This window comes from Mycolicibacterium tusciae (genome assembly GCF_002086795.1).
GTDB lineage: Bacteria > Actinomycetota > Actinomycetes > Mycobacteriales > Mycobacteriaceae > Mycobacterium > Mycobacterium tusciae.
The window spans coordinates 75805-98949 of the sequence record NZ_MVIM01000016.1 but is presented as its reverse complement, the minus strand read 5'-3'; the positions used below and the strand labels follow the sequence as shown (position 1 = coordinate 98949).

Annotated in this window: 21 protein-coding genes; 12 read left to right on the top strand and 9 right to left on the bottom strand. The window is 67.1% G+C overall.

Features of this window, described 5'->3' with window-relative positions:
- The first annotated feature begins 10 nt into the window (after positions 1 to 10).
- From BST47_RS24025 to BST47_RS24015, 3 genes are read left to right on the top strand one after another with little or no spacing between them, the layout of a single operon-like run.
- A complete protein-coding gene (locus BST47_RS24025; protein WP_207568686.1) occupies positions 11 to 994 on the top strand; it encodes a MaoC family dehydratase in 984 nt (327 codons plus the stop codon).
- A 13-nt stretch (positions 995 to 1007) separates the two neighbouring features.
- Positions 1008 to 2123, top strand: coding sequence for a CoA transferase (locus BST47_RS24020; protein WP_083128174.1), 1116 nt, complete (start codon positions 1008 to 1010; stop codon positions 2121 to 2123).
- A complete protein-coding gene (locus BST47_RS24015) occupies positions 2117 to 3412 on the top strand; it encodes an amidohydrolase family protein (protein ID WP_083128173.1) in 1296 nt (431 codons plus the stop codon). Before BST47_RS24020 ends, BST47_RS24015 begins: the two co-directional genes overlap by 7 nt.
- Here BST47_RS24015 and BST47_RS24010 read toward each other — a convergent pair.
- The 3 genes from BST47_RS24010 to BST47_RS24000 are packed head-to-tail and all read right to left on the bottom strand — an operon-like array spanning position 3409 to position 5562.
- Positions 3409 to 4323 (bottom strand): alpha/beta hydrolase, encoded by a 915-nt coding sequence (locus BST47_RS24010; protein ID WP_083128172.1) that lies wholly within the window; start codon positions 4321 to 4323, stop codon positions 3409 to 3411. The two genes, BST47_RS24015 and BST47_RS24010, sit on opposite strands and share 4 nt — an antisense overlap.
- A 10-nt stretch (positions 4324 to 4333) precedes the next feature.
- Complete coding sequence (locus BST47_RS24005; protein ID WP_083128171.1) at positions 4334 to 5038, bottom strand: GntR family transcriptional regulator; 705 nt, start codon at positions 5036 to 5038, stop codon at positions 4334 to 4336.
- Positions 5035 to 5562, bottom strand: a complete 528-nt coding sequence (locus BST47_RS24000) for an HD domain-containing protein (RefSeq protein ID WP_083128170.1) — start codon at positions 5560 to 5562, stop codon at positions 5035 to 5037. The genes BST47_RS24005 and BST47_RS24000 overlap by 4 nt, the downstream gene beginning before the upstream one ends.
- Positions 5563 to 5670: 108 nt before the next feature.
- On the opposite strand from BST47_RS24000, the gene BST47_RS23995 reads away from it, so the two are divergent.
- The gene (locus BST47_RS23995; RefSeq protein WP_083128169.1) at positions 5671 to 6786 is read left to right on the top strand and encodes a TIGR03364 family FAD-dependent oxidoreductase; all 1116 of its coding nucleotides are present in this window, start codon (positions 5671 to 5673) and stop codon (positions 6784 to 6786) included.
- On the opposite strand, the gene BST47_RS23990 is transcribed toward BST47_RS23995, so the two are convergent.
- Entirely contained in the window at positions 6787 to 8967 is a 2181-nt protein-coding gene (locus BST47_RS23990; protein WP_083128168.1) for an acyl-CoA dehydrogenase family protein, read from the bottom strand. It abuts the gene before it with no gap.
- Positions 8968 to 9143: 176 nt separating this feature from the next.
- Here BST47_RS23990 and BST47_RS23985 point away from each other — a divergent pair, with 176 nt between their 5' ends.
- Entirely contained in the window at positions 9144 to 10367 is a 1224-nt protein-coding gene (locus tag BST47_RS23985; RefSeq protein ID WP_083128167.1) for an alpha/beta hydrolase, read from the top strand.
- 24 nt (positions 10368 to 10391) lie between these two features.
- On the top strand, positions 10392 to 11807 hold the full coding sequence (locus tag BST47_RS23980) for a WS/DGAT/MGAT family O-acyltransferase (RefSeq protein ID WP_083128166.1): 1416 nt from the start codon (positions 10392 to 10394) through the stop codon (positions 11805 to 11807).
- On the opposite strand, the gene BST47_RS23975 is transcribed toward BST47_RS23980, so the two are convergent.
- Together BST47_RS23975 and BST47_RS23970 are read right to left on the bottom strand one after the other, a co-directional pair.
- Positions 11797 to 13071 carry an alpha/beta hydrolase gene (locus tag BST47_RS23975; protein WP_083128165.1) on the bottom strand — a complete coding sequence of 425 codons (1275 nt, stop codon included), beginning with the start codon at positions 13069 to 13071 and terminating at the stop codon, positions 11797 to 11799. The two genes, BST47_RS23980 and BST47_RS23975, sit on opposite strands and share 11 nt — an antisense overlap.
- A gap of 41 nt (positions 13072 to 13112) precedes the next feature.
- Positions 13113 to 13856, bottom strand: a complete 744-nt coding sequence (locus BST47_RS23970; RefSeq protein ID WP_234809844.1) for a lysophospholipid acyltransferase family protein — start codon at positions 13854 to 13856, stop codon at positions 13113 to 13115.
- A 177-nt stretch (positions 13857 to 14033) separates the two neighbouring features.
- On the opposite strand from BST47_RS23970, the gene BST47_RS23965 reads away from it, so the two are divergent.
- The 4 genes from BST47_RS23965 (at position 14034) to BST47_RS23950 (ending at position 18601) form a co-directional block, all read left to right on the top strand.
- Positions 14034 to 15278, top strand: a complete 1245-nt coding sequence (locus BST47_RS23965) for a serine/threonine-protein kinase (RefSeq protein WP_083128163.1) — start codon at positions 14034 to 14036, stop codon at positions 15276 to 15278.
- A 114-nt stretch (positions 15279 to 15392) separates the two neighbouring features.
- Positions 15393 to 16922, top strand: a complete 1530-nt coding sequence (locus BST47_RS23960) for a protein kinase family protein (protein WP_083128162.1) — start codon at positions 15393 to 15395, stop codon at positions 16920 to 16922.
- A 21-nt stretch (positions 16923 to 16943) separates the two neighbouring features.
- Complete coding sequence (locus BST47_RS23955; RefSeq protein ID WP_083128161.1) at positions 16944 to 17726, top strand: crotonase/enoyl-CoA hydratase family protein; 783 nt, start codon at positions 16944 to 16946, stop codon at positions 17724 to 17726.
- 50 nt (positions 17727 to 17776) lie between these two features.
- Positions 17777 to 18601 carry an arylamine N-acetyltransferase family protein gene (locus BST47_RS23950; RefSeq protein ID WP_083128160.1) on the top strand — a complete coding sequence of 275 codons (825 nt, stop codon included), beginning with the start codon at positions 17777 to 17779 and terminating at the stop codon, positions 18599 to 18601.
- Here the strand turns inward: BST47_RS23950 and BST47_RS23945 are convergent.
- Together BST47_RS23945 and BST47_RS23940 are read right to left on the bottom strand one after the other, a co-directional pair.
- Positions 18579 to 19592 carry an acyl-CoA dehydrogenase family protein gene (locus BST47_RS23945; RefSeq protein WP_083128159.1) on the bottom strand — a complete coding sequence of 338 codons (1014 nt, stop codon included), beginning with the start codon at positions 19590 to 19592 and terminating at the stop codon, positions 18579 to 18581. The two genes, BST47_RS23950 and BST47_RS23945, sit on opposite strands and share 23 nt — an antisense overlap.
- Entirely contained in the window at positions 19589 to 20746 is a 1158-nt protein-coding gene (locus BST47_RS23940; protein ID WP_083128158.1) for an acyl-CoA dehydrogenase family protein, read from the bottom strand. Before BST47_RS23940 ends, BST47_RS23945 begins: the two co-directional genes overlap by 4 nt.
- 41 nt (positions 20747 to 20787) lie before the next feature.
- On the opposite strand from BST47_RS23940, the gene BST47_RS23935 reads away from it, so the two are divergent.
- Positions 20788 to 21762, top strand: a complete 975-nt coding sequence (locus tag BST47_RS23935; protein ID WP_083128157.1) for a helix-turn-helix domain-containing protein — start codon at positions 20788 to 20790, stop codon at positions 21760 to 21762.
- A gap of 5 nt (positions 21763 to 21767) precedes the next feature.
- Positions 21768 to 22289 (top strand): dihydrofolate reductase family protein, encoded by a 522-nt coding sequence (locus BST47_RS23930; RefSeq protein ID WP_083128156.1) that lies wholly within the window; start codon positions 21768 to 21770, stop codon positions 22287 to 22289.
- Here the strand turns inward: BST47_RS23930 and BST47_RS23925 are convergent.
- Positions 22286 to 22906 (bottom strand): TetR/AcrR family transcriptional regulator, encoded by a 621-nt coding sequence (locus BST47_RS23925; protein ID WP_207568685.1) that lies wholly within the window; start codon positions 22904 to 22906, stop codon positions 22286 to 22288. The two genes, BST47_RS23930 and BST47_RS23925, sit on opposite strands and share 4 nt — an antisense overlap.
- Between the last annotated feature and the right edge of the window lie 239 nt (positions 22907 to 23145).

The following is a 23145-nucleotide window of genomic DNA, read 5'->3' as shown; positions in this document are numbered from 1 at the left end:
TAATGCCAACATGGCTGCCGTGACCGGCCCGTACTTCGACGATCTGGAGGTTGGCCAGGTCTTCGACGCCGCACCATCGATGACGTTGACCGCCGGCGCCGCGGCCGTGCACCAGTCGATCATCGGCGACCGTCTGCGCCTTGCCCTCGATGCCGAACTGTCGGCGGCCGTCACCGGTGCCCCCGCACCGCTTGCCCATCCGGCGCTCGTATGCGACGTGGCGATCGGGCAGACGACCCTGGTGACGCAGCGGGTCACGGCAAACTTGTTCTACCGCGGGTTGACGTTCCACCGCTACCCGGTCATCGGCGATACGTTGTTCACCCGCGCCGAAGTCGTTGGGCTGAAACAGAACTCGATGAAGCCCGGCCGTCCACCGACCGGTCTTGCGGCGTTGCGGATGACGACCGTCGACGACGTCGGCCGACTGGTCCTCGACTTCCACCGCTGCGCGATGCTGCCGCTCAGCGAGAGGGCACCCGACACCGGCCATGCCGATGACATGTCGACGATCGGCAACGATCAGGCACCGGTACCCGACCCGACCGCCGACTGGAACGCCGACGCGTACCGCGCCAAGGTACCTGGAGCGCACTTCGACGCGGGGCTTGCCGGCACCGTGCTGCACAGCAGCGCCGACGTCGTCAGCAGCGCACCCGAACTCGCGCGTCTGACGCTGAATATCGCTGCTACCCATCATGATTGGCGAGGAGGTGGCAAGCGGCTGGTGTATGGCGGGCACACCATCGGACTGGCGCTGGCGCAAGCCAGCCGACTGTTGCCCGACATGGTGACGGTGTTGGGCTGGCAGTCCTGTGACCACACCGCACCGGTGCACGAGGGCGACACGCTGTACAGCGAACTGCATGTCGAGGACGCGGTACCGCTGCCCGACGGTCGCGGCGGGGTCCTCGAGCTGCGGTCCGTCGTGTATGCGGTCGGCGCGCCTGACCAGCAGGTTCTGGACTGGCGCTTTACTGCTCTGCAGTTCTGAGCACAATAGGGCTGTGACGTCCTTGGCGGTTCCCATTGGAGTGGTGTCGCGGGCTCGCCGCGTCGCCAACGGTTTTCGCACCCTCACGGACATCGAAGTTGACGCCGACGTCATAATCGCGGGCCGCGCAGGGTTACTCGGCCACACACCACAAGGCCGAATCTCCGCCGGTGGGGCGACGCAGCTCATGCAAAGCCGTGACGGGTGGTGTGCGCTGACGCTGTCACGTCCCGATGACGTCGACACGGTGCCCGCACTCATAGAGGCCGATGACGTCGGAGATGACGTCTGGCCCGCGGTGCATCGCTGGATCGCCGAACGTGACAGCGCCGAGATCACCGAACGCGCTCGCCTCCTTGGACTTCCGGTCGCCGCACTCGGCGAGACGCCCGCCGAAGCGCCGCGCATCTACCCGTTCGGTGCGGCGACCATAGCGCGCAGCCCCTCGCGACTCCTGGTCGTCGACCTGTCCGCGATGTGGGCCGGCCCGCTCTGCGGACAACTGCTCCTCGGTGCGGGTGCGACCGTCGTGAAGGTCGAAAGCGCGTCGCGTCCCGATGGGGCACGCACGGGAGCGTCGGCATTCTTCGACTGGATGAACGGTGGAAAACTCTCGTATCTGGTGGATTTCGACGATCCCACCGGATTGCAGGCGCTGCTTGCCGCCGCCGACGTCGTGATCGAGTCGTCCCGCCCGGCGGCATTGATCCGCCGCGGGCTCGGACCGGTGGCGATCGGTCCGCGAGACGGAAAAGTCTGGCTGAGGATCACCGGCCACGGCACCAGGGAGGAGCACGCCAACTGGGTCGCCTTCGGTGACGATGCGGCCGTCTCCGGTGGGTTGGTCTGCGGTGGTGATGATTCGCCGGTCTTCTGCGGTGACGCGATCGCCGACCCGCTGACCGGACTGGAAGCCGCAGTGGCCGTGGTGCAGTCGTTGCGCAGGGGCGGCGGTGAATTGATCGAGTTCTCGATGTCCGCCGTCGCCGCGACCTACGCCGAACTGCCGGATGCCGGCGAGACCCGTTGCAATGCGACGCCACAGCTGTCCACCAGGGCCTCGGAGTTGGGTGCCGACAATGGGATCGTGGAACAGTTGATCACCGACAAGCGTTATGCTGCATGTTGATTCAACGTGCGACGCTCCTCGACGGGGGTGTCGTGGACATCCGCGCGGAGGACCGGATCATCGCGGTCGAGCCGCGGCTCGAGACCCAACCCGGCGAGCAGGTATACGACGCCGGGGGCGGGACGGTGATCGCCGGCCTGCACGACCATCACGTCCACCTCCGTTCGGCCGCAGCGGCATTGACGTCGGTCCGGGTGGGGCCGGCCGACGTGCACACCCGCACCGACCTGGCGCGGGTCCTCGCGGCCGCCGATGTCGGCGATGATGGCTGGGTCAGGGCCGTCGGGTACCACGAGGCGGTCGCCGGGCCGCTGGACAGAGTCGCCTTGGACGACGTCTCGCCGCCGGTACCGGTCAGGGTCCAGCACCGCAGCGGTGTCCTGTGGACGCTGAACTCGGCGGGCTTGGCACGAGTCGGACTCGCCGATCACCCGGATGGGCGGCTACGCAGCTCCGACCATACGTGGTCGGACACGCTGCAGCGCAACGAAAGCGGGCTCGCCGACGTCAGCGCACGGTTGACCGCGTACGGGGTGACCGGTGTCACCGATGCGACGCCGGATCTAGAGGTCGGGGATGTCGTCAAACTCCTGGACGCCCACCGTCGCGGCGAACTGCGTCAACGGGTGCACTGCCTTGCGCCGGGCAAGCGCATACTGCACGACACCGACCTCGATCTCGCGGGCCTGACCGAGTGGATCGCGCAACGGCACGCCGACGACGCGCCGGTCGCTGTGCACTGCGTCACCGCTGCGCAATTGGTGGTGACGCTGGCTGCGCTGCGCGCGGCGGGCCGTCATCCGCACGATCGCATCGAACATGCCGCGGTGGTGCCCGACGACAGCATCGCCGACATGGTCGATGTCGGGGTGACGGTCGTGACACAGCCGAATTTCGTCGCCGAGCGAGGTGACCAGTATCTGATCGATGTGCCCGCCGCCGAGCATCAGGAACTGTGGCGGGTGGCCTCGCTGTTGGCCGCCAAGGTGCCCGTCGCGCTCTCGACTGACATGCCCTTCGGTAACGACGACCCGTGGAAGGCGATGCGCGCGGCGGTCTTTCGCACCACCGCTGGGGGTGCGGTGCTCGGGGCCGACGAACGGGTGGCACCGCGCGACGCGCTGACGATGTTCTTCGGGGCGGCCGACGCGCCCACGGTGCCGCGCCGGATCGCGCCGGGTCAACCGGGCGACCTGTGCGTCCTGAGCGCGAAACCGGACGAGGTGCTAGGAGAACTCGACGCCGGCCTCGTCGCGGCCACGATCATCGCCGGGACGGTGGTGACCTAGGCGGCCGCCGGCGCGAGCAGCCGCCGCAGGATGGTGCACTGACTGTTGAAAAACGCCTGCGACACTTCGGCTTTCGGGGCGATCCCGTCGAAGCCGTGGAAGGCGCCCTTGACAACTTCGACTTCGCACGGCACGCCGGCTGCCTTCAGTCGCTCGGCATACGCGAGGTCTTCGTCGTGGAACAGATCGAGTGTTCCGACACCCATCCACGCCGGCGGTAGGCCGCTCAGGTCGGTCCGTCGTGCGGGCACGGCGATTTCCGGGTCCGCGTCGCCCAGGTAGGCCGACCACCCGAACTGGTTGTTCTGCCCGTTCCACAGCCGCAGGCCCGGATGGTCCCGCACGTCGCGGCCCACGGTGCGGTCGTCCAGCATGGGGTACACCAGCAATTGGGCGGCCACTGCGATCTCGCCACGGTCGCGGGCGAGCAGCGCCAGCGCCGCCGCCAGTCCGCCGCCCGCGCTGGCGCCGCCGATCGCGACCCGGTTCGCATCGACTGTCGGTAATCCGGCCAACCAGGTCAGCGCCGCATGGCAGTCCTCGAGCGCGGCCGGATACGGGTGCTCGGGGGCGAGTCGGTAATCCACCGAGGCGACCGTGACACCGAGACGCTGGGCGTAGCGTCGGCACAGCACGTCGTCCTGACCAGGATGGCCGATGACGAAGCCGCCGCCGTGGATCCACACCAGCGCGGGTCCAGGCCCTTCGGCGCCGGACGGCCGGTACAACCGCACCCCGACACCCGACGGCAGGGTCAGCGCCTCGATGTCCTTGGGGACGCGTCGCCACATCTTGCGGGTGACCAACCGAATGGCGGGCAGCGTCACCGGAGTCACCACCTGCTTGGGGACCAACCGCGCGATGCGGCGCAGGTCTGGATGGAAGTCTGAAGAGTTGAAGGCGCCTGCCACCAAACCAGTATTACGTCAGCGTGGTTTCGAAGGCGATGCGGTCCCCGCGGTACAGCGCACGGACCATCTCGATCGGACGCCCGTTGGTGTCGAGCGAGCGACGGTGCAGCCGCAGCATCGGCATCGCCGTCGTGGTCTCCAGCAGCGCCGCCTCCCTGGGCGAGGGCAATACGGTCTCGATCCGCTCCGTGGCGGAGCCGAATCGAACCCCACAGTTGCGGATCGCCGCATACAGCGACGTCGCCGGATCGAACGTCTCGGTCAGCCGGTCGAACCTGTGCCGAGGCAGGTAGGTGCTTTCCAGGCCGATGCGCTGGCCGTCGGCAAGCAGTACTCGCTCGAGGTGCATGACGTCATCACCGGCCGAGATATCCAGCGCCTCAGCAATTTCCGTACTCGCGCTGATGTCCTCCCACGTGACCGGCAGGCGGCCCGGTACCCGGCCGTGGCCGGCGGCGCCCTCGGTGTAGGACTCGAGGGACAGCCGTTGGACGAGTTTCGGTCGCGACACCACGGTTCCTCTGCCGCGGCGCTCGATGCGTCCCTCGACGAGAAGCTCGTGCAGCGCCTGGCGGACGGTTTCCCGGGATACCCCGAAGCGCGTCGCCAGCTCACGCTCGGGCGGGACCGCGTCACCCTCGTCGAGGTCGGCGAGAATGCCGTCGACGCCGGTGCGCACGAGATACGGCTTCGACGGCCGGTGCGGCGTGGTCATGGTCGGTCGCTGCGACGCAGCACGCGTGCCGCCACCTCGAGTACGGCTTCGATGGACAGCCCGCTCGCCCGCGGGACCTTGGCGGCGTCGTCATAGCGGCGCAACCGAAGTGCGTCGGCCCACCACGGATGGCCGACGTACGCCGGATCGACCGCAGCGCCGCCCTGATGGTGCAGCGAGTCGACCGAGACATCGGACAGCGCCGCGGCGTAATCGGGATCGGTCGCAACGAGGTACCGCTTGGCCGCCACGTGCGCGCCGGCCAACCAGCCGACCCGGGCGCCGAACCGAGGTGTCAGCCAGGTGCGCGCCATGGTGTCGTGATGCTGCTTCCAGTCGTCGCCGAACAGGGGGCTGTGCCCGAGGTCGTGTAACGCGGAGGCGAGCACGAGTTCGTCGTCCGCGTCGTCCTCGACCGCGCGGGCCGCGGCCTGCAGCGCGTGGTCGAGTTCGTCGACCGCGTCTTCATCCCATACGTCGCGAAGAGAGCGCAGGACATCCTCGACTTCGGAGAGAATCGCCACGCAGCCACTCTACCGGAATTTGGTCTATACCAATTCTTAACCTGTTGTTCCCCAGCGCAATACCCGCCGGTCGATGGCCGGTCGCAGCGCGTGGGAAGGGTCGGCGGAATGCGCGTGACAATCGTCGGTGGCGGAATCCTCGGCACCGCGCACGCCCTGGAGGCGGTGCGCCGCGGGCATGAGGTCGTCCAACTGGAACGCGAAACCGAAGCCAGGGGTGCGACGGTCCGCAACTTCGGTCTGGTCTGGATCTCCGGCCGCGCACACGCCGAGTTGGCGGTGACGCTGAGATCCCGCGAGCTGTGGGAGCGGCTGGGGCAGGAGATTCCGCGCATCGGGTTCCGCGCGGCGGGATCGCTGACGCTGCTGCGTACGCCGGGTGAGGTCGCCGTGGCCGAGGAGGTCGTGGCGCGCACGGACGCGCAGAGTCGGGGCTTCGCCCTTCTCGACCGGGACCAGGTGCGTCAACTCAACCCGGCATTGCGAGGGAAATACGTCGCGGGGCTGCACTGTTCGCGCGACGCCGCGGTCGAATCCCGTCAGGCGATGCCCGCGATGCGCGACTACATGGCCGCGACGGACCGATACACGTTCCACGCCGCAACCGAGGCCAGGGCGATCCAGGGTTCGGTCGTCATCGACGACCGGGGGCGTCGCCACGAGGGCGATCTGCTGCTCATCTGCGCGGGAGCCGCCCACAGCGGCCTGGTCCGTGAGATCGCCGGTGAACTGCCGGTGCGCCGGGTGCGGCTGCAGATGATGCAGACCGAGCCGCTGGATGAACCGCTGACGACGGCGATCGCGGACGGCGACAGCTTTCGTTACTATCCGGGTTTCGCGGGAGACGCACTGGATGCGTTGCGCCGCAACGAACCCCAGGACGCCGTCGCCGACGAGCACCACATGCAACTGCTGTGCGTACAGCGTCTGCACGGCGGGCTGACCATCGGTGACACTCACGAGTACACCGAGCCGTTCGCATTCGACGTATCCGAAGGGCCCTATGCGTACCTCGTCGACGTCGTCGAGCAGTTCCTCGGCCGGCCGCTGCCCCCGATCCGGCAGCGCTGGGCCGGGGTCTACAGCCAGTGCGTCGACCCCGACCAGCTAGTGTGTCGGTCGTCGCCTGACGACGGCGTGTGGGTCGTCACCGGACCGGGTGGCCGCGGCATGACGCTCGGTCCGGCTCTCGCCGAACAGAGCGCGGATCTCATCGGCCTGTAGTCACTTCAGCAGCGGATCGCGCGGCAAGCCCAGGATGCGCTCGGCGATCGTGTTGCGGGTGATCTCTGAGGTGCCGCCCGCGATGGTCATGGCCCGATTGCCGAGATAGGCCTGCGTCAGCGTCGGCGTCTGTCCGACGACGGCCGCCGAGCCGGCCAGCTCCAGGCCCAACTCGGTCATCCGCTGGCCGGCCTCGGCGACCAGCAGCTTGGTGACATTGCCCTCGGGGCCGGGTTCGGACCCGGCGATCGCGCGCGTGACCCGGCGCAGATTCAGCAGCCGCAGCGTGTGTGACTCGGCGATCACCTCACCCGCACGACGCACGTAGTACGCGGCGGTTTCGGCGGGCGCATTGTCGAGCAGCTTGATCAGATCGTCGGCGGAGAAGCCACTCGTGCCGCCCGACCCGCCGCCGATCGACACCCGCTCGTTGCCCAGCGTCGCCCGGGCCACCAGCCAGCCCTTGTTCACGTCGCCGACCACGTCCGCGTCGGGCACGAAGACGTCGTCGAAGAACACCTCGTTGAAGTGTGCGTGACCGGTCAGGCCCTTCAGCGGATTGACCGTGACGCCTTCGGATTTCATGTCGATGGCCATCATCGTGACGCCGGCGTGCTTGGGAGCGTCGGGATCGGTACGCACGGTGGCCAGCCCCCACTGACACAGGTGGGCCAGGCTGGTCCACACCTTCTGCCCGGTGACCCGCCACCCGCCGTCGACCTTCTTTGCCGACGTGCGCACCGCCGCGGCGTCGCTGCCAGCACCGGGCTCGGAGAACAGCTGGCACCACATGACGTCGCCGCGCAGGACCGGCTCGACCCAGCGCTCACGCTGGTCATCGGTGCCGGCCTGCGAGATCGTCAGCGTCACCCAGCCGGTGATGCCCATGTCCGGACGGTCGACACCGGCGAACTCCTCCTCGATGACCAACTGCTCGAGGACGTCCGCGGCGCGGCCCCACGGCTTGGGCCAGTGCGGCACCAAATAGCCGGAGTCGACGAGAAAGTCGCGCTGCTGATCGGTGGGCAGCCCGCGCAGCGTCGCGACGGCCTCGCGTGCCTGCTCGCGGTACTTCTCGGCTTCCTCGGGCAACGTGAACGACGCGCCGTGCGCCTGTCCGCTGCGCTGGCCCTCGACGATGTCGAGCAGCGGATCGCCGGCCTCCTGCATCAACGCGGCGAGGGTGCGGGCGCGGCGCAGATACAGGTGCGAATCGTGCTCCCAGGTGAAGCCGATACCGCCGTGCAGCTGAATGTTGTTCTGCGAGTTTAAAACCTGGGTACGGATCGCATGCGACGCGGCGACCGCGGCGGCGAACCACGCCGTGTCCAGATCGTCGGCGCGCGCCGCATCCCAGGTCGCCGCGGTGGTCTCTTCGGCGTTGACGAGCATGTTGGCGGCATGGTGCTTGACGGCCTGGAACGTGCCGATGGTGCGGCCGAACTGCTCGCGCACCTTGGCGTACTCGACGGCCATCTCGAGCGTCGCCCAGCTGACGCCCACCGCCTCGGCCGACGCCAGGATCCGGAACACCGTGCGTGCCTTGCGGGCGGCGCCGCGCAGCACCCGGTCGTCGGCGACGCGCACGCCGCTCAGCGCGACCGATCCGAGGCTTCTGGTGGGATCCAGCGACTCCAGCGCCGTCACGGTGACACCGTCCGCCTTCCCATTCTGGTCGGCGTCGACCACCACAACGTCCTCACCAGCGACAACGACGAGCACGTCAGCGTCGGGCGCGCCCAGCACGGCGGGACTCTCGCCGGTCACCACCAGATCGGAACCGATCGTCACACTGCCCGCAACGGCCAGTGCGCCGATGGTGCTGCCGTCGGCCAGTCCCGGAAGTAATTGTGCGCGAAGAGAATCCGATGCACAGCGGTCTACGACCACGGCTGCGGCAACGCTTGGCAGGAACGGGCCGGGGCACAGCTCGTGTCCCAGGGCCTCCACGACCACCGCCAATTCGGACAGCCCGAAGCCCGAGCCGCCGTGTTCCTCGGCGATCGCCAGGCCGGTCCAGCCCAGGTCGGCGGCCGCCTTCCAGACGTCGGCAGGATGTGAGGACCCGCCCTCGAGCGCCGAGCGTGCGGCGGCCCGGCTCTTCACCCGGCTGAGCTGCCCAAACGCCGCGTCGGCAAGATCTGTGTGCTCTTCGGTGATCGCCAGGGCTGACTTACTCACGATGGGGAATCCTCATTCGCATTCGGTTTACATTTGACGCTCGTCACGTCACGCTAGCCCTCCGGTGCAGCTCAGCGTCTACGTGATCCGGGTCACAAATAACGTCTCGAGTGCAATCGCTAGACATCTGGCGAATGTCGTCGTTTGGAAACTCTGTAGCGGGGTACAGTCGCGAAATGTCTCCTCAACCGGACACGCGGTACCCCGGACCGACGATCTGGACACGTGCCCGGTGGTTGCTGAATGCCGGGCCCTCGGACTACATCATGGCCATGAGCGTGGCGTCGGCGTCTCTGCCCGTCATCGGGAAACACCTTGAACCCCTTGGGGCTGCCACCGCAATGAGCGTCTGGGGATACCGCCACCTCCCCGACTTCCTGAACGCGACGGCGAAGTCATTGCTTAGCCCTGGAAGCGGTGAGCAAAAGCGCGCGGAGCGCGACAGCACCCAGAACGTGACCGCGACGGCGTTGCGCGGCATCGTCAACGCCAAGGATCTCGACATCGAGTGGCCGGCACCCGAGAAGGCGCCCCCGCTGTGGAAGATGCGGGAGCAGCGCCGCAACGTCCACCGCACGTCAGTGCAATACGGCCCCCGGCCGTCTCAGCTTCTCGACGTGTGGCGCCGCAAGGATCTGCCCGCCGAACCCGCGCCGGTGTTCATCTTCGTGCCGGGCGGCGCCTGGGTACACGGCAGCCGGCTACTGCAGGGCTATGCGCTCATGTCGCACCTGGCCGAACTCGGCTGGGTCTGCCTGTCCATCGACTATCGAGTGGCGCCGCACCACACGTGGCCGTCGCACATCACCGACGTCAAGACGGCGATCTCGTGGGCGCGCGCCAACGTCGACAAATTCGGCGGCGACCGCAACTTCGTGACGATCGGCGGCACCTCGGCCGGCGGCCACCTGGCGGCGCTGGCCGGCCTGACGCCCAACGACCCGGAGATGCAGGCGGAACTGCCGGCGGGCTCCGACACCTCAGTAGACGCCGTCGTGCCGATCTATGGCCGTTACGACTGGGAGGACCGCTCCACCGTCGAACGGGTCAGGTTCGTCGACTTCCTGGAACGCGTGGTGGTCAAGCGCAAGCTCGACAAGCATCGCGACGTCTTCCGTAAGGCGTCGCCGATTGCCCGCGTGCACTCCGACGCACCTCCCTTCCTGGTCGTCCACGGCACCGGCGACAGCGTCATCCCCGTCGCGCAGGCGCGCAGCTTCGTCGAGCAACTGCGCGCGGTGTCGCAAACGGTCGTGGGTTACGTCGAACTGCCGGGCGCGGGTCATGCGTTCGATATGATCGACGGCGCTCGCACAGGATCGATGTCGACCGCAATCGGGTTGTTCCTCAACCAGATTCACCGCAACCGGTCGCTGATCGGGGCGAAGAAGGTCATCTAGCTGCCCCGGGCAGGGAGGTAGCTTGTGAAGAGACTCAGCGGGTGGGACGCCGTCCTGCTGTACAGCGAGACGCCGACCGTGCACATGCACACCCTCAAGCTCGCGGTGATCGACATCTCCGAGCTGAAGGGCCGGCAGTTCGGCATCGATGAGTTCCGCCAAGTCATCCACGGTCGCCTCCACAAGCTCGAGCCGTTCTGCTATCAGCTCGTCGACGTCCCGCTCAAGTTCCACCACCCGATGTGGCGCGAGAACTGCGAGGTCGACCTCGAATACCATGTCCGCCCGTATCGGGTCGACAGTCCCGGCGGCCGCCGTCAGCTCGACGAGGCGGTGGGGCGGATCGCCAGTACCCCGCTTGACCGCAGTCGGCCGCTGTGGGAGATGTACTTCATCGAAGGCCTCGCCAACGGCCGGATCGCGGTGCTTGGCAAGATTCATCATGCCCTGGCCGACGGGGTGGCCTCGGCGAACCTGTTGGCCCGCGGGATGGATCTGCAGCAGGGGCTGCAAACCGACCGGGACTCCTACGCGTGCGACCCGCCGCCGACCAAGGGTGAGCTGTTGCGAACGGCCTTCGCCGACCACATGCGGCACATCGGCCGATTTCCGGGCGTGGTGGCGTACACCGCGAAGGGGATGCGACGGGTGCGCCAGAGCTCGCGAAAGCTGTCGCCCGAGCTCACCCGCCCGTTCACCCCGCCGCCGTCGTTCATGAACCATCGCGTCGATGCGCAACGCAAGTTCGCGACCGCGACGCTGTCGCTGGCCGATGTGAAGGAAACCGCGAAGCACCTGAACGTCACGATCAACGACATGGTGCTCGCGATCTCGGCGGGCGCCCTGCGGCAGCTGTCACTGAAATACGACGGTCAGGCCGACCATCCGCTGTTGGCATCTGTGCCGGTGAGTTTCGACTTCTCCAAAGACCGGATCTCGGGCAACCGGTTCAGCGGCGTCATGATGGTGGTGCCGATCGAACTCGAGGATCCGTTGGAGCGGGTGAAGGCCGTGCACGACGCGGCGGTGAACGCCAAGGAAACCCATCACCTCATGGGCCCCGAACTCGTGAGCATGTGGTCGTCCTACTTCCCGCCGGCACCCGCGGAGCGACTGTTCCACTGGCTGGCGGAGAAGGACGGCCAGAACAAGGTGCTCAACATCCCGATCTCGAATGTGCCCGGACCACGGGAGCCCGGTCGCGTCGGCGGTGCGCTGGTCACCGAGATCTACTCGGTCGGACCGCTCACCACCGGCAGTGGGCTGAACATCACGGTGTGGAGCTACGTCGACCAACTCAATGTGTCGGTGCTCTCCGACGGCGCCACCCTGCGCGATCCGCACGAGCTGACCGACGCGATGGTCGACGCGTTCGTCGAAATTCGCTGTGCCGGTGGACTTTCCGAGCAACTGACGGTGATCGAAAACGCTATGTCGTGAGAGCCGGCACGGCCGACTCTGTCTCGGCCCGGCGCTTGGCATGCACCCAGGAGAGGAACACCTCGACCGCCCGCGCCGTGTAGTGCGCCCGTGGCGACCCATAGTAGAAGTCGAACGCGTGCTGCGCGTGCGGGATCTCCGCGTAGGCGACGGTGGATGTCGACACCTCGCGCAACGCCGAGGCGAACTCACGGCCCTCCCCCACCGGGATGATGGAGTCGTCTTGACCGTGCAGGATGAAAAACGGTGGCGCATCGGCGCGTAACCGCCTTATCGAGGACGCATCGAGGTACGTCTCCTTGTTCTGCGCGAACGGCTTCTTCACCACGAACTTCTGCAGGAACGCGATGAATTCCTTGCGGCCGGAGCCGTGGGAGGTGAACCAGTCGTAGCGGCCGTAGATCGGTACGGCGGCCACGACCGAGGTGTCGGCATCCTCGAATCCGGGCTGCCACTGCGGATCGTTCGGCGTCAGCGCGGCCAGCGAGGAGAGGTGGCCACCGGCCGAACCCCCGGTTACCGCAACAAAATCCGGGTCGCCGCCGTAGTCGGCGATGTTCTCCTTGATCCACGCGATAGCACGCTTGACGTCGACGATGTGGTCCGGCCAGGTGTTCCTTGGGCTGACGCGGTAGTCGATCGACAAGCACACCCAGCCGCGTTCGGCCATGTGGCTCAGCAGGGCATAAGACTGCGGGCGCCGCATCCCGATCGCCCACGCGCCGCCGGGCACCTGCAGCAGCACGGGTGCCTTACCGTCGCGGGGCAGGTCGGCGCGGCGCCAGATGTCGGCGCGGTTCGACCGGGCATGCGGACCGTACTGCACGGTGCCGGCCTTCTCGACGTAGCGTCTGCGGACCAGGTCGGTTGGCCACACGCCGATTTGGGTGCGGCGCCGACGTCCTGGCTGCGACTGGGCGGCGATCTGTTCGTAGTCGTCGCCGAGCGCCCTGCGCAGTGGTTCCTCGAAGTGCGGTTCGGCGGCCACGTTGCGGCGATGGATGAGGTAGAGCAGAGCCCACGCAATTGCCGTCAACACCAACGCGATTCGGCCCGAGGTCCCGCGGAAGTCGCCGCGAAGGCCGCGGCGCATCGCGTCGAGCATCGAGACGCCCATGTACACCGGTGACATCTCCGACGTCGGCCAGCCGAACGCGAACACCGGGATCGTCGGGTAACCCTCACGAGCGATGGGTTGTACGCCGTTGGCGGCGTTGACGAGTTCTGCGACCGCGCGCAGCACCGTATAGCGACGCTTACTCATGAAACACCTTGATAGCCAGCGGGCCGATATTCAAAACCAGCTCAACCCAGTATCGGAAGCCGGCGTTCGCTGGCCAGTTCGTCCAGCGCCCGCTGCATCACGTGCCGCACATGCGCGTCGATCTCGTCGATGTCGGGATCCTCACCGAACTCGGCGGTGAGGTCGATAGCCGGCAGCACCTCCATCACGATCTTGGACGGCAGCGGAATGTTGGGCGGAACCACCAGGGACAGCCCGAACGGGAAACCGAAGGACACCGGCACGATCTTGGTGCGCGCCAGACGCGCGATGGGCCCCAGACGCTTGGCCAGCCAGGTCCCGCGCGTGAGGAAGATCTGGGTCTCCTGGCCACCGATTCCCACTGCGGGCACGATCGGCACCCCGGCGTTCAGGGCGGCCTTCACGTAGCCGGTGCGGCCGCCGAAGTCGATCACGTTCTCGGTGAACGTCGGCCGATACACGTCGTAATCGCCGCCGGGAAACACCACCACCAGGCCGCCCGACCGCAGCGCTTCATCGGCGTTGGCGTGGTTGGCGCTGATGTAGCCGATCTTCTTGAAGAAGTCACCGGTCGGGCCAACCGACAGCATGTCGTGGCTCAGCGTGTAGAGCGGGCGGTCGTAGCCGTGGTGGTCGTAGAAGTCGGCCGCCAGAATCGGGACGTCCATCGGCAGCATGCCACCGGAGTGGTTGCAGACCAGCAGCGCGCCGCCGGGCGGGATGTTCTCGAGCCCCCGCGTCTCCGAGCGGAAGTACCGCTTCAGGAAGGGCCGCATGATCCCCATGACGCGTTCGGTCAGACCCGGATCCCACTTGGTGAGCTCCGACGGTTCGGTGTCGGTCACAGGTGATCCCCTAGCCTCAAATTGAAACGTGTTCTAGTTTACCCCGTGCGCGCCGGCAAAAATCACTGCGCGAGCATCAGAGTTTGGCGCAGGGTCTGTCGGGCTACCTTATCGGCCATGGAGGGCCGCGAAGTGCTTGCGGGCCGATACGAGGTGCGGGGCCTGCTCGGCCGCGGCGGTATGGCCGAGGTCCATGACGGGTGGGATACCCGTCTGAGCAGACCAGTGGCCATCAAGCTGCTGTATCCCGCCTTCAAGGCCGACGCCGATGCGCGTCACCGGTTCGAGACGGAGGCCCAGGCCGCCGCCTCGCTCAACCATCCCAACATCGTGGCGGTGCACGATTGCGGTGATCACGACGGGACACCGTTCATCGTGATGGAGCGGCTGCCGGGCCGCACCCTGGATGACGAGATCGCGACGGGGCCCATGGCGCAGCATCGGGTCCGGGCGATGCTCGACGATGTGTTGGGAGCGCTGGCTGCCGCCCATGCAGCGGGAGTGGTGCACCGCGACATCAAGCCCGGCAACGTCCTGGTCACCCATGACGGCGGCGCTATGAAGGTCGCCGACTTCGGCATCGCGAAGACGGCCGGTGCCGCCCTCACCGCAACCGGGCAGATCGTCGGCACGATGGCGTATATGAGCCGCGAGCGGGTCGCGGGTGCTCCCGCGTCGGTAGCCGACGACCTCTATGCGGTGGGCGTGATGTCATACGAAGCGCTCAGCGGGCGACGACCGTATCCGCAGGAGAACCCCGCGTCGCTGATCCGGGCCATATTGGACGATCCGCCCCCGCCGATCGAGGCGGTCCGTCCCGATGTTGACGCCGACCTCGGAGCGGTGATCAATCGCGCGATGGGCGGCCATGGCGTCGGCGCGAAATTCGGCAGTGCCCTCGAGATGCGGGCCGCACTCTCGGGCGCTCCGCATGCGCCGTATTCGACCATCGGGACGACGGCAGCGAAACACCGGCCGTCGACCAAGGTGCTCGCACAACCGCTGGCCCCGTCTGCCAATTACGGGGCTCCATCGGCCAACTCGGCTCCATCGGCCAATTACTTCGTGCCATCGGCTCGCCGTAGGCCCATGAGCCGGGGGCGGAAGTTGCTCCTTGCAGCGGCGGCGTTCGTCGCGCTGATCGTCGCAACGCTCGCGCTGGCACTTGATCCATCGTCGACCCCGCAGTCTCCACAACCGATCAGCACAAGCACCGCAGTTCCCGCGCCTCCGCCACCGGTGAGTTCCCCGCCGCCGTCGCCGACCTCCGTTCCGGTCGTCGATGAGCCGCCAGCTCCGAAGAAACCAAAAGGCAGGGGCAACGGCAACGGCAACGGCAACGGCAAGGGCGACGACGGCTGATCGTTTGAGCCCCGTCTTCGCGGGTTATTCGATGCCGCAAAAGCCAAGCGTGCCTCACCGCGACACCGACGCGGACGTGCGGACTGCGGCCGCTCATGAAATCGAGGTCGAGTGATGGCGGATGGCGACGAGCGTCACTTCGTTCCCGGTGCTTTCATCGCGTGGCGCTACCGCCTGCTTGCGTCCCACGGGGGCCGTCCGCAGCTTCACTTCTGGCATGCGGTCGACACTGCGTCGGGACGCGACGTTGCACTATCGCTGATCGACCCGGCCCGTGAACTCCCCGAGGAACTCGTTCACGAAATCCTCGCGCGCACAGTCCGCCTGAAGGGCATCCGGACGAGGGGCGTGGCCCGCGTCCTCGACGTGCTCCATACCGGATCCCTCGGCGTCGGCGTCTCCGAATGGACGGTCGGCAGCAGCCTGCGCCAAGCCGCGGACGCCGAACGTGCGCCCGTAGACGTGGCCAGGACGATGCAGTCGCTGGCAGCAGCGGCAGACGAATCCCACCGGGCCGGGCTCATGCTGTCCATCGACCACCCCAGCCGGTTGCGAGTCAGCCACGACGGCGACGTGGTCCTCGCGTTTCCAGCCACGATGCCCGAAACCACACCGCAGTCCGACATTCGCGGCATCGGTTGCGCAATGTACGGGCTGCTGCTTCGTCAGTGGCCCTCCGACGATGTCGCACTGACGGATTGGCCCAAAGCAAGTCGGGATCCAGACGGCCAAGTCATTGACCCGGCTGCAATCGAGCCCGACATTCCCTTCCTGATTTCCACGACCACGGCAGCGTTGCTTCGCGATCGCGGCGGAATCGCGAGTGCGGGAACAGTTGTCACGCTGTTGGATCAGGCAAGCGCCGACGCCGCCGAGGAGGTGAACTGCCGGGTCGTGCCGCCGCTGCGTCCGCCGCCGCCTGGTTCTTACGCGTCGTTCCGCAACTTCGGGCCGGTGGAACAGAAGGAGGAGGCTCGTCGCCAGATAATTCGCGCAGGCTTGGGCGCCGCGGCCGCGGTTTTCCTGGTGGCGGTGTTGGGCCTGGCATCATCGATCAACGACTTCCTCGCGGCCAACGACGACACGGTCGCCATGGACGCCGACAAGCTCGGCCTTCTCCCTCAAGACCCGGTACCGAGTCACGCGCCACCGTCGGAGGGCGCGAAGACCAACGCGTCGCGCGGTATCAGCGTGACACCCGCTTCGGTCGCCGTGTTCTCTCCCGACGGGTCACCCGACCACCCTGAGTCGGCGGGACTGGCGATCGATGGCAAGCCGGACACCGCATGGTCGACGGATCGTTATTACGATCCCGATCCCTTCCCAAAGTTCAAGCCGGGCGTTGGATTGCTTGTGCGGCTTCGCGACCCGGTTCGGATCAGCGCGGTCACCGTCGACCTGAACAGCGTCGGCACGGTCGTGGAGGTGCGCGGGAGTGAGACCGGCGAACCGAAGGGTTTGGCCGAGACCACCGAACTGACCCCTCCAACACCGATGCAGCCGGGTCAAAACCGCATATCGATCGCGGGTACTCGGCCGACATCGCATCTCGTAGTCTGGATATCCAAGCTCGGCTCGGCGGACGGGCAGAATCGAGCTGCCATTTCTGAGATCGGCGTGCACGGCACGCCGCCGCCTGCCTGACACGACGGGGCGGTCGTTACGATCAGCCGCGTGAGTGACAACAGCGAACAAGCCGTCCTGGTCGAGCAGCGCGACCGGATTTTGATTATCACCATCAACCGGCCGCAGGCCCGCAACGCCGTGAACGCCGACGTCAGCCGAGGTCTCGCCGATGCAATGGACCGGCTCGACGGCGACGCCGGACTCTCGGTGGGTGTGCTGACCGGAGCCGGGGGTTCGTTCTCCGCGGGGATGGATCTCAAGGCCTTCGCGCGCGGCGAGAACGTCGTGGTCGAGGGTCGCGGCATGGGCTTCACCGAGAAGCCGCCCGCCAAACCACTGATCGCCGCGGTGGAGGGTTACTGCTTGGCGGGTGGCTGTGAACTGGCGCTGGCCACCGATCTAATCGTGGCCTCCAATGACTCGGCGTTCGGCATCCCCGAAGTCAAGCGCGGTCTGGTCGCCGGCGGCGGCGGGCTGTTGCGGCTGCCGCAGCGCATCCCGCCCGCCGTGGCCATGGAGCTGGCCCTGACGGGGGAGAACCTGCCCGCCACGCGCGCCAAGGAGCTCGGCCTGGTCAACGTGCTCGCCGAGCCGGGTCAGGCGCTGAACGCCGCGATCGAACTGGCGGAGAAGATCACCGCGAACGGGCCGCTGGCCGTGGCCGCGACGAAGCGGATCATCGTCGAGTCGCGCAGTTGGGGACCCGAGGAAATGTGGACCAACCAGATGAACATCCTGGCGCCCGTCTTCATGTCCAACGACGCCAAGGAGGGTGCGATCGCGTTCGCCGAGAAGCGCGCGCCCAAGTGGACGGGCTCCTGACCGACGCCACGCCTTGACCTCAACCAGCGTTGAGGTCGCACGATGGCGCCATGACCGATCTGTCCGACTACTTCCTTCGTATCGGCTACACCGGGCCGGCGACGCCGACGCACGAGACCCTGCATGCCCTTGTCGCGGCGCACACGGGCGCGATCCCCTTCGAGAATCTCGACCCGCTCACGGGAGTTCCCGTCGCCGATCTCGGCCGGGCGGCGTTGTTCGACAAGCTCGTGGCGCGGCGTCGCGGCGGCTACTGCTACGAGCAGAACGGCGTGATGGGATATGCGCTCGCGGAGTTGGGTTTCGGAGTGCAGCGCCTCGGCGCACGAGTGGTGTGGATGGACGCCTCGGGTGAATTGCCCGCGATGACGCACGAGGCGCTGTCCGTGACCGTGCCCGACGACGACGGGCCGTGGCTCGTCGACGTCGGGTTCGGCGGGCAGACCCTGTCGTCGCCGATTCGGCTTGAGGTCGATACGGTGCAACCCACCCGTCATGAGGCGTACCGCATTCTCTCCGACGGAGACGGCTACGTGCTGCAGGCGCAGATCCGCGGCGACTGGCAGACGCTGTACATGTTCACCACGCAACCGCGCCCGCGTATCGACCGTGAAGTCGGAAGTTGGTATGTGTCAACGCATCCGCGGTCGACGTTCGTCGTCGGGCTGTCGGTTGCGCTGCTCACCGACGACGCCCGCTGGAATCTGCGTGGCCGCAACCTGGCGATTCACAGCGGCGGGGACACCGAGCGCATCCGGTTCGCAACGGCAGCCGACGTGCTCGACACCCTGACCGACAGGTTCGGGATCGACCTGACCGACCTCGGCGACCGGGTGGACGTCGAGGCGCGCGTCAACGCGGTTCTGGACAGCTGACCACGATCTGCCACGGGTCGTCGGCGGCGAGCGCAATCCGGCCGAGTCGCCGCGCGTACTGCGTTGTCGCGCCGAAGTCGTCGACCCAACTGCGGGCCCGCATCGTGAACAGCCACAGCCGGTGCTCGACGGTCACGCCGATCGCGCCGTGCAGCTGGTGCGCAATCCTGGTCACCGACTCGACGGCGCGGCCGACGGCGACCTTGGCCACCGTCACCGCGTAATCGGCCGCCGCGCTGTCGAACCCGAAATCGGTGGCGGCGGTGACGGCCAGATCGGTGGCGGCTCTGGCACGCTCGATCTCGCCCGCCATCTCGGCCAGGGAGTGCTGCACCGCCTGGAACTTCGACAGTGGACGGCCGAACTGAACACGCTCACTGGTATGCGTCACCGTGAGATCGCGGGCGGCATCGAGTGCGCCGATCACCTGCACGCAACGGGCCCACGCACCACGGCGGGTGAACTCGTCGACGACCTGAACGTCGAGCACGTCGTGCGCCTGAAAATCGAAGGCGAACGTGCCGCGAGGCTCGCCGGCGAGGTTGTGGCTCGTCGCGGTCGGTTCAGCGGTCACCAGACCGACGTACAGGCCTGCGGCCGTCTTCGCGGCAACCACCACCGGCGTCGAGTCCGCCCACAGCACATCGTGCGCCGTTCCCGTGACGGTACCGTCGCGCAGTTCGGCATCTGCCAGCGCGACGGTCAGCGGTCCGGTCTCGGGGACGGCTACGTCGGCCTTGGCGGCGAGAAACATTGCCAGTAGGTCGGTTTCGGCGATCGGCACCGCTGCCGCACTCCGGGCCAGACCGGTGAGCACTGTCGCCGCTTCCGCGGGCCCGGCGTCCTCGGTGGACGTCAACCGGCTCAGCCCGGTCTCTTCGAGATTGCGCCACAGCTGTTCGTCGAACGTGTCGGGGTACGCGGGCCTGCCGTGCCGGGCTTCCAGCGAGCGCTCACCGATGTCGGCGACGAGTTGTTCCAGTTCGTTCACCGCATACCCAATCCTCGCGCCACCACACCCCGCAGGACCTCGTTGGTGCCGCCACGCAGCGTGAACAACGGCGAATGCAGTCGGGCGGTGTCCAACAACGTACGCAGTCGTCGGGCCTCCGGGGTTCGGCCGTCGTCCAATCGGTCGAGGAGATCGGCGACCAACTCGACGGAATCCTGCTCGAATCGGGTGCCCAGATCCTTCACCAGGGCGGCACTGGTCGCCGCGTCGTCACCGGCGGCCAGTGCGCGGGCCACCGAAATCGACAGCTGGCGAAGCGAGATCATCCGGGCCACGAGGTCACCGACCGCTGCGGCGGTGCCGTCGTCCGCATCCTTGGGCAGAGCCCGGATGGCGTCGCAGATCAAGGTGACGGTCGACAGGATGCGTTCGGGGCCGCTGCGCTCGAAGCCGAGCTCGGAGGTGACCTGCCGCCAGCCGTCGCCGATGCTGCCCAGCACGTCGGTATCGGGCACGAACACGTCGTCGAACGTCACCTCGTTGAAGTGATGTTCTCCGCCCATTTGCACGATCGGGTCGATCGTGATGCCGGGGGAGTCCAGTGCCACGAAGAACTGGCTGAACCCGGCGTGCCGATGCTCGGAATCGAGCGGGCTGGTGCGGGCCAGAACGACGATCCGCTGCGCGAGATGTGCGCCGCTCGTCCACACCTTGGTGCCGCTCAGCGACCAGCCGCCGTCGACCTGGTCGGCGCGCGTCTTGACCGCGGCCAGGTCGGAACCCGCGTCATGCTCGCTCATGCCGATCGCCGCATGCAACCGGCCCTTGGCGATGACCGGCAGAAACTCCCGACGCTGCTCGTCGCTGCCATAGGACAACAGCGACGGGGCGAACTGGCGATCGGCGAACCAGTGCGCGGCGACGGGCGCGCCGTGCGCCAGCAACTCCTCGGTCACCACATAGCGGTGCAGGTGCCCCAGCCCGTGTCCGCCGTACTCCGTCGGGATGGTCAGGCCGACGAAGCCCGCGTCGGCCAGCCTGGCGGAGAATTCGCCGTCCCACCTGGCCAGCCAGGAGTCGATCGCGGGCTCCCAGCCGAACTTCTCGCGGTCGGCGACGAGAAACTCCCGGATGGCCGATCGTAGTTCGGCCAGCTCCGGGTCATTGGCGCACAGTTCGTCGAATTCAGTCACTGGCTATGACACTAGAGCGTGGCACCGCAGCAGGAATTGTCATGTCCACGTCGGGGGCGCGGCGACCATACTCGAACATCGTGAGCGAGCCATCCCACCGCGACCGACTCCGCGAGCTGCTCGACGCGGTCGTGGACGCCGACAACACCGACGTTCCGGAGATGGCGCGCAGCAGTTACGCGTCGGAGTTTCACTTCTCCCGGGAGGTGCGGCGGCTGACGGGGGAGTCTCCCGCCGCGCTGCGGCGCCGCATCATGCTCGAGCGCGCGGCATGGCGTCTACACCGGGGCGAGTCCGTGTCGGCGGTGGCCGCCGACGAGGGCTGGTCGTCGGCCGAGGTGTTCTCCCGCGCGTTCAGCCGTACCTTCGGGACGCCGCCGTCGCGCGCGGCCGAAATCGGATTCCGGCTGCCCGCACCGAACGGGCTGCACTTCCATCCCCCACACTCTCTCTGGCTCGACAGCGACGAAAAGTCCGGTGAGTCCGAACAACCCGACATCTCGAGGTTGATGGTCGCTCACGACGTGGCCGACACCGCTTACCTCATCGATCAGGCGACGGGACTGTCCAAAGAGCAGTGGGCAGACGACATTTCGCCAGGACAGCAGGTGCTCGAATGGGACGGTCCCGAAGCGAGCGTAGGTGCGGTGCTCGGCGCCGTCGTGTGGACCAAACAGGTGTGGCTGGCGACGATCGAGGGCCGAGATTTTCCCGACCGTGCCGCGACGCAGCCCGACACCTGCGCGGCCGAACAGTTGGCCGATCATCACGCGAATATTGCAAAGCGCTGGAGGGCAATGGTTTCGGAGTACTCGGCGGCCGGGCGATTGGGGGATACGGTCATCGATGCGCTATGCGACCCGCCGGAGTCGTTCCAGCTCTACGGAATTGTCGCCCACGTGCTGACCTTCTCCGCGCACCGCCGCGGACTGGCCAGGGCGATGCTTGCCCACCATGGCATCCGTACCGGACATGGTGACCCGCTCGAATGGATGACGAAAGCGCGCGAAAGGTAACGAACATGGCCACCGTCTACTACACCGCGTCCAGCCTGGACGGCTACATCGTCGACGAGTCGGGCAGCCTCGACTGGCTGACGTCACGCGAGATCGATCCCGACGGCCCGTTCGGGTACGACGATTTCATGAAATCCATTGGGGCCCTGGCGATGGGATCGGCGACCTACGAGTGGCTGTTGCGCAATCAGCCCGGCGCGTGGCCCTACGAACAACCGTCGTGGGTGCTGACCCACCGTCCCCACATCATCGTCGAGGGACACCCGGTGCAGACGTTCGACGGGGATGTGCGCCAGTTGCACTCGAAGCTGGTCGCCGACGCCGCGGGCAAGGACGTGTGGGTGATGGGCGGCGGAGACGTGGCCGGGCAGTTCGCCGCGGCCGGTCTCATCGACGAGATGATCGTGAGCTATACCCCGTGCTCGTTGGGTGGCGGATCTCCGGTGTTGCCGATCCGCTCGGAATGGGTTTTGGCGGAGGCGGGGGTCAACGGCGAATTCGTGTGCGCGCGTTGGCGTAAGGCTTAGCCGACGGGGTTGGAGGGCAACCCGTAGCGCTGCACGAATTCCCTTGACTTGATCAGGAACTCGAGTTGGGAGGCGACGTCTTTCAGCGGGTCGACACTGCGCGTCGACCGGCACAATACGACCGCTCCCTCCAGGGCGGCGATGCACATGGTGGCCAGCGATGCGGCGTCGACGTCGGTAAAGCCGTCGGAGACGAACGCCCGAGTGAGCGCGTCGCGCCACAGACTGAAGATGCGGCCCGCGACCGTGGTGAGCTGTGGCTCTTCATCGGCCGAGCCGATCGCGGCGGCGACCACCGGACAGCCCGCAGTGAAATTGCTCTCGACGAGCAGTTCCTCCCAGAACACGACGAATTTTCTGACCAGGAACATGCCGCCGTTGGCGGCGGCCTCGTCGATGACCTCGGTGATGGCTTCACCGGCGTACTGCAGCGCCTCGGCGAGGATCTGATTTCGGCCTTGGGGGAAGTGGTGATACACCGACCCGCGGGGTGCGCCACTGCGGGCCAGCACCTCGTCGATCGTGACGCCGGCGGCGCCACGCTCACGCAACACCTCGGCGGCACTGACCAACATGGCGGTGCGCGTGGATCCGCGTTTGGTCGCGGGCTTGGTCATGCTGGGAGACAGAACAAACCTCCGACAAAGGTCATGCAGCGCTGGTCTGCGGAAGCTGCGACTGGCGCCAGCCGAGCTTGCGAGAGCTCAAGCGGACGAACGGTCGCCGGGCGTGCACTTCGTGAACGAATCGACGGCCAGCGACATTGATCTCAACGATCCACATGGCGTGCCTCTCTGCCTATGTCAAGCATCATAAAAGAGAGAACACACCAACGCGGGAATTGTATTCCGTGTCA

Coding starts and splice junctions, on each gene's coding strand:
- BST47_RS23925 (WP_207568685.1), bottom strand. CDS start 22,906: ATGACCAAGCCCGCGACCAAACGCGGATCCACGCGCACCGCCATGTTG.
- BST47_RS23970 (WP_234809844.1), bottom strand. CDS start 13,856: ATGGGGATCATGCGGCCCTTCCTGAAGCGGTACTTCCGCTCGGAGACG.
- BST47_RS24015 (WP_083128173.1), top strand. CDS start 2,117: ATGTTGATTCAACGTGCGACGCTCCTCGACGGGGGTGTCGTGGACATC.
- BST47_RS23930 (WP_083128156.1), top strand. CDS start 21,768: ATGGCCACCGTCTACTACACCGCGTCCAGCCTGGACGGCTACATCGTC.
- BST47_RS23965 (WP_083128163.1), top strand. CDS start 14,034: ATGGAGGGCCGCGAAGTGCTTGCGGGCCGATACGAGGTGCGGGGCCTG.
- BST47_RS23950 (WP_083128160.1), top strand. CDS start 17,777: ATGACCGATCTGTCCGACTACTTCCTTCGTATCGGCTACACCGGGCCG.
- BST47_RS24025 (WP_207568686.1), top strand. CDS start 11: ATGGCTGCCGTGACCGGCCCGTACTTCGACGATCTGGAGGTTGGCCAG.
- BST47_RS23975 (WP_083128165.1), bottom strand. CDS start 13,071: ATGAGTAAGCGTCGCTATACGGTGCTGCGCGCGGTCGCAGAACTCGTC.
- BST47_RS23935 (WP_083128157.1), top strand. CDS start 20,788: ATGTCCACGTCGGGGGCGCGGCGACCATACTCGAACATCGTGAGCGAG.
- BST47_RS23985 (WP_083128167.1), top strand. CDS start 9,144: ATGTCTCCTCAACCGGACACGCGGTACCCCGGACCGACGATCTGGACA.
- BST47_RS23960 (WP_083128162.1), top strand. CDS start 15,393: ATGGCGGATGGCGACGAGCGTCACTTCGTTCCCGGTGCTTTCATCGCG.
- BST47_RS23995 (WP_083128169.1), top strand. CDS start 5,671: ATGCGCGTGACAATCGTCGGTGGCGGAATCCTCGGCACCGCGCACGCC.
- BST47_RS24005 (WP_083128171.1), bottom strand. CDS start 5,038: ATGACCACGCCGCACCGGCCGTCGAAGCCGTATCTCGTGCGCACCGGC.